Origin of the sequence: Fervidicella metallireducens AeB, assembly GCF_000601455.1 — a bacterium.
Lineage (GTDB): Bacteria > Bacillota > Clostridia > Clostridiales > Caloramatoraceae > Fervidicella > Fervidicella metallireducens.
The window spans coordinates 1-5,541 of record NZ_AZQP01000073.1 but is presented as its reverse complement, the minus strand read 5'-3'; the positions used below and the strand labels follow the sequence as shown (position 1 = coordinate 5,541).

Genomic DNA, 5,541 nt, shown 5'->3' with positions numbered 1-5,541 from the left:
CCCCTTTTCTGATATTTTTTCAAAAATATCTTTGTATTCTTCTAAATCAACTAACATATTCCCATTTGAATATGCTTTTGCAGCTTCTCTACTGTAGGGTATGACACCATATAAAGGTATATTTTCCTTTTCACAGTAATCTTGAATAATAGTACTGCCTATAATATGTTTATTAATAATAATACCAAAGGGTATATTAAATATTCTCACAAGCTCTACTGCCATTTTAAGGTCATGAAGTCCAAATTCAGTAGGTTCTGTTACAAGTACTGCAACATCCATATGATGAAGAGTATTTACAACATTACATGAGGTACCTGGGGAGCAGTCTAAAATATTTACACCTTCAGGTAGGCCTTTTAGGAGTTCTTTTAATATTGGAACTGCCATTGGTTCACCAATATCTAAAATACCATGTTTACAGATTAATTCCTTGTGATGACCTTCTTCTATAATACCTATTTTTCTTTTCTTATATTCAATAGCATTGTACTTACATACAATCTGACAAGCAGCACATCCATGGCATAGCTTATCAAAAAGAATGATACTTTCCTTTACCTTAGCTAATGCATTAAATTGACATGCCTTAACACATTCTCCACATAGTGAACACTTATCTTTGTCTATAAATGGATAATCTACACCTACATCCTTGGTTTTTATATCTTTTGGATTTAAAAATATAAAACCATTTGGTTCTTCAACATCACAGTCTATATAGTTTGCTTTCATAGTCAATGCAAGATTTGTTGAGACAGTTGTTTTTCCAGTACCACCCTTGCCACTTAAAATTCCTATATTCAAACTATCTTCCTCCTCTAAAACCAGCTCCATTTCCCATACCGCCATGAGCAGGCCCTGACTGTGTAAGCTCAGTAAGTTCACCATTTTTGTACAGTTCAATCACTTTCTCTACAATTAATGCATCTGATTTCATTACTTTAATCCCAGCTGCATTAAACATATTAAAGGCATTAGGCCCTAAATTTCCTGTAATTACAATATCAACCTTTTCATCTATAATCTGCTGGGCTGCTGCTATACCTGCACCACCGCTTGCACTCTGGCCACTGTTCTCAACACACTTCATATCTCCTGACTCTAAATCATAGATTAAAAAGTAGTTACATCTTCCAAATCTAACATCCATTAAATCACTAATACTTTTACCTTCTGATGAAATAGCTATTCTCATACTTGCTCCTCCATTTTTATTTATCTAACTCTTTTAATATTCTTTCAGTTATAGAAGTAACAATCCCATCTAGATCAGAACCTAGATTTTCAATCTTACCCTTTGATATATCAACGATTTCCTTACACATTGGGAATTCTCCTAAAATATTAATATCCAGATTATCCAGTGTAATATCCTGTTCTTCTTCATCAAAAAGTTTTATTTTTTCATTACATCCAGGACAAATAATATAGCTCATATTTTGAACTACTCCAAGAACATTTATATTCATTTTCCTTGCCATAATTATAGCCTTTGCAACTATCATTGAAACTAAATCCTGTGGAACAGAAACCATAACAACTCCACTTATTGGAATTGACTGCATAACTGTTAACGCAACATCACCAGTTCCTGGAGGCATATCTATGATTAAATAATCAAGTTCTTCCCATAGTACATCTGTCCAGAATTGTTTTACTGCCCCTGCTATAACAGGTCCTCTCCAGATAACTGGCTGTGTTTCAGCATCTATCAGAAGATTTAGCGACATAACCTTAATGCCCTCTTCAGTTGTTACGGGAATTATTCCTATTTCTGTTGCTTCAGCTCTCTTTTCACTAATGTTTAGTAATCTTGGAATACTTGGTCCTGTTATGTCAGCATCTAAAATACCAACCTTATATCCCATTTCCTTTAATTTTTTAGCTAATAAAACAGAAACTGTTGATTTACCAACTCCACCCTTTCCGCTCATAACTCCAATAATTTTTTTGACATTATTCATGGGATTATTTTCAATCATACAATTTTCCTTATCGTTACAATTTCCATTTGATGGACATGTTTGGCAATTTGACATTTCACTCACTCCTTTAATATTTGGCATATGCTATTTTGATTATATGTCATTTTTTAGTTATTGTCAAATGCCATTAACTTGTCCACTTAAAAAATATTAGTTTGAATGTTTATAATTTTTCATTTAAAATTAGTTTATAAAGGAGTTGTTACTATGGATAGTTTAAATTTATTAATAGATATTTTCAAAAACAAAGGATATAAACTTACTAACCAAAGAAAAGCACTTCTTGAAGTGTTGTATGAAAATGATGGTAATGTGCTATCTGTTGAGGATTTGTATTCAAAAACCAAATCCAAATGCAGTCAGACAAATTTATCTACTATTTACAGGAATTTAGAAATTTTAGAAGAAATAAATCTTGTTCATAAAACTCTTATAGATAATACAACTGCATTTTATAAGCTTAAATGTGAAGATTCTCATCATCATCATCTGATATGCAAAGGCTGTGGTAAAACTGAAGCAATTGACTTTTGTCCATTTAAGGATTTTAAAAATAATATCCCTAATAATAATTTTAAAATTACCGAACACAAATTTGAATTATTTGGCTACTGCAAGATTGTATAGAAAAAAAGGAAGACTAGGTCTTACTCTGATTGTTGACAAACCTAATTGTTAGTTAAAGTATAAAAAAAGCCCCATGAAAGGATTTTAAAAAGGCATATTTCATGAGCTTTAGCAATTCTTGTTTTTCGACTTTGAAAAAGTCCGTAAATCGCACAGGACGTGCCGAGCCAAGGAGCCATCAGGACGATGGCATCCCGAGGGTAGGACTTTTTCTAACAAAGAAAAGTTTAGAATTGCTTGGCGAAATGAAGGTCTGCCAAAGAAATCTTTCATGGGGCTAATCAATATATAACTTTTTCAACAGCCTGAAGGAAGACTAAATCTTCCTTTATCTATTTTAAACTGTTATATATTTTTTCAAGGTTCTCCCTCATACTCTGTATATAATTTTTATTGTCTTCCTTTGAAGCTATTGTATATATCTTTTCAACCTTTGCTCCAATCTCATTTGCAAGTGTCTCTGATACTTTAGGACTTGCCATTTCTTCTAAAAATACGGTTTTTACATTGTTTGCTTTGCAAAAATCAACTAATTCCTTCATCTTCTTCCCACTAGGTTCACCCTCTGCAAATACATCCTCTACACTATTTTGGTTAAGGTTAAAATCTCTGCAAAGATACCCAAAGGCAGCATGACCTGTAACAAAGCATCTATTGCTTACAGTATCAAATTTTTTCTTATATTCATCATATAGACTATTTAATTCCTTTATGAAGTTTTCATAATTTTTTTCATAATAGTCTTTATTCTTAAAATCCACCATTATCAAGGCATCCTTAATATTTTTCGATTCTTTTTGTGCTTCTTTCAGACTTAACCAGATATGTGGATCATATTCTCCATGTTCTTTTATTTCTTCAGGATCAGAGATTTTAATTGCCTCACAACCCTTTGAAGCCTCTACTATTGTTAATGTCTTTTTATCTATGGAATTCAAAACTTTATCAACCCATGATTCCATACCAAGACCATTGTATATAAAAATATCTGCCTCAGTTAAGGCAGCTATATCCCTGACTTTTGGTTCAAAATCATGGGGTTCACTTCCTTCTGGAATTATAGTTTCTACGTCTACCTTATTTCCACCTATCTCCAGAACAAATTCTTTAATAGGATTAAAGCTTACTATTACCTTTATTTTTTCTTCAGATGTGCTAGTCTCCTTTACTTCACTGTTGTTAGCTTGTTTTCCATTGCAAGCAGATAAACCAAAAATCAAAGTTAGAGCTATTAATGCAGCAACAATTTTTTTCAATCAAATCACCTCTTGATATTATACTTGCAAATAATTTGCATTTAGCTATATAATAATCATAATGACAATTCTTGTCAATTGCCTTATATATTTTTATGTTATTTCTTTATATTAACAGGAGGTATTAAATGATTAATATTAAAAATCTTTCTTTTTCTTATAATAAAATTCCACCGTATATTCTTGAGAATATAAATCTTGAAATTAAAAAGGGTGATTATGTATCCATATTAGGCGATAACGGAAGCGGTAAAAGCACACTTATTAAATTATTATTAAAACTTCTTAAGCCTTGCAGTGGAACAATCCAAATCAATACGCAAAAAATAGGTTATGTACCTCAAAGATTCGAAGGTTTTAATTCTCAATTTCCTGTAACCATATATGAAATGCTGAATTGTCATAGAAAAGCTTTAAAAATTAAGGATTCATCTATAGTTTTAAATAGCTTACTAAAAGTTGATATGTTGAATTATAAAAATTCACTGATTGGAAATCTCTCAGGTGGACAGCAGCAGAAAATATTTATCGCCAGGGCAATGATGGGAAATCCTGAATTATTGATTCTTGATGAACCTTCAACTGGAATAGATGTCCAAAGTCAGTATGAAATTTATTCTTTGATAAAATCCCTGAATACAAACCTTGGTATTACTGTTGTTGCAATAGAACATAATCTAAATGCTGCACTAGTTAATTCCGATTATATATTTAAATTAAAAAATGGAAAAGGACAAATATTATCGATAAATGATTATAAAGAAAATTTTCAGGAGGTTATGGGTTATGCTTCAATATAGTTTTATGCAAAATGCTCTTATTGCCTCAATATTTATATCCATACTCTGTCCCTGCGTAGGGGTATTTTTAGTTTTTAAAAGACATTCTATGATTGGAGATACCCTTTCCCACGCATCCTTTGCAGGTGTTGCCATTGGTATATTATCAGGCTTTAATCCTGTGATTGCAGCCTTTGTATTTACATCAGTTTGTGGCATCTTTATAGAATATCTTAGAAATTACTACAAAAAATATTCTGAACTTATTCTGGTTATTATTCTGACCCTATGTGTCGGCATTGCTATAACAATAATCAGCAGTGGAAGGGCTAATGCTAATATTAATTCCTATCTTTTTGGAAGTATACTGACCTTGACCACAAAGGACTTGATTACAATAATTGTTATTTGTATTGTTTCAATTACAGCACTTATTATTTTATACAACCAGCTTTTATACATAACCTTTGATGAAGAAGGAGCAAAAATTACAGGAATTAAAGTGAAACTGATCAATTATCTTTTTTCACTTTTGGTTTGCGCAACTATATCTGTATCCATCAGAATAATGGGATTGCTGGTTCTTTCCTCAATGCTGGCTATTCCTGCAGCTACTTCACTACAGCTACATAAAGGATTTAAATCAACACTGCTATACTCTATGCTATTTGGTTTTGTAGATATAATCTCTGGACTTATTTTATCCTATTACATCAATTGTGCTCCTGGTGGTTCCATTGCTTTAGTTTCTGTATTTACATTATTTGCAGTTATCCTTTATAAAAAAATTCATAACTTATTATTGTCAAACAAAGTTATAGAAAACAATTGATTTTTGAAATTCTAAATTTTATCTATTCTATTGATTTATTTTATAAATATATATATAAT

7 protein-coding genes are annotated in these 5,541 nt (G+C 31.4%); 3 read left to right on the top strand and 4 right to left on the bottom strand.

Features of this window, described 5'->3' with window-relative positions; all coding sequences use genetic code 11:
- The 3 genes from Q428_RS13185 to Q428_RS13175 all read right to left on the bottom strand — a co-directional run.
- A partial coding sequence (locus Q428_RS13185; RefSeq protein WP_035381682.1) for a nucleotide-binding protein occupies window positions 1-807 on the bottom strand: 807 nt, incomplete at its 3' end.
- Between the two features lies 1 nt (window position 808).
- Complete coding sequence (locus Q428_RS13180) at window positions 809-1,198, bottom strand: NifB/NifX family molybdenum-iron cluster-binding protein (protein ID WP_035381681.1); 390 nt, start codon at window positions 1,196-1,198, stop codon at window positions 809-811.
- 16 nt (window positions 1,199-1,214) lie between these two features.
- Window positions 1,215-2,042 (bottom strand): Mrp/NBP35 family ATP-binding protein, encoded by an 828-nt coding sequence (locus Q428_RS13175; RefSeq protein ID WP_035381680.1) that lies wholly within the window; start codon window positions 2,040-2,042, stop codon window positions 1,215-1,217.
- Window positions 2,043-2,195: 153 nt separating this feature from the next.
- On the opposite strand from Q428_RS13175, the gene Q428_RS13170 reads away from it, so the two are divergent.
- Complete coding sequence (locus Q428_RS13170; RefSeq protein ID WP_035381679.1) at window positions 2,196-2,615, top strand: Fur family transcriptional regulator; 420 nt, start codon at window positions 2,196-2,198, stop codon at window positions 2,613-2,615.
- 332 nt (window positions 2,616-2,947) lie between these two features.
- On the opposite strand, the gene Q428_RS13165 is transcribed toward Q428_RS13170, so the two are convergent.
- Complete coding sequence (locus tag Q428_RS13165) at window positions 2,948-3,871, bottom strand: metal ABC transporter substrate-binding protein (protein WP_035381677.1); 924 nt, start codon at window positions 3,869-3,871, stop codon at window positions 2,948-2,950.
- Between the two features lie 128 nt (window positions 3,872-3,999).
- Here Q428_RS13165 and Q428_RS13160 point away from each other — a divergent pair, with 128 nt between their 5' ends.
- Both Q428_RS13160 and Q428_RS13155 read left to right on the top strand, forming a co-directional pair.
- Window positions 4,000-4,671: a metal ABC transporter ATP-binding protein gene (locus Q428_RS13160; RefSeq protein ID WP_035381676.1), complete on the top strand. Its 672-nt coding sequence runs from the start codon at window positions 4,000-4,002 to the stop codon at window positions 4,669-4,671.
- Window positions 4,658-5,482 (top strand): metal ABC transporter permease, encoded by an 825-nt coding sequence (locus tag Q428_RS13155; protein WP_035381675.1) that lies wholly within the window; start codon window positions 4,658-4,660, stop codon window positions 5,480-5,482. The genes Q428_RS13160 and Q428_RS13155 overlap by 14 nt, the downstream gene beginning before the upstream one ends.
- Window positions 5,483-5,541: the final 59 nt, after the last annotated feature.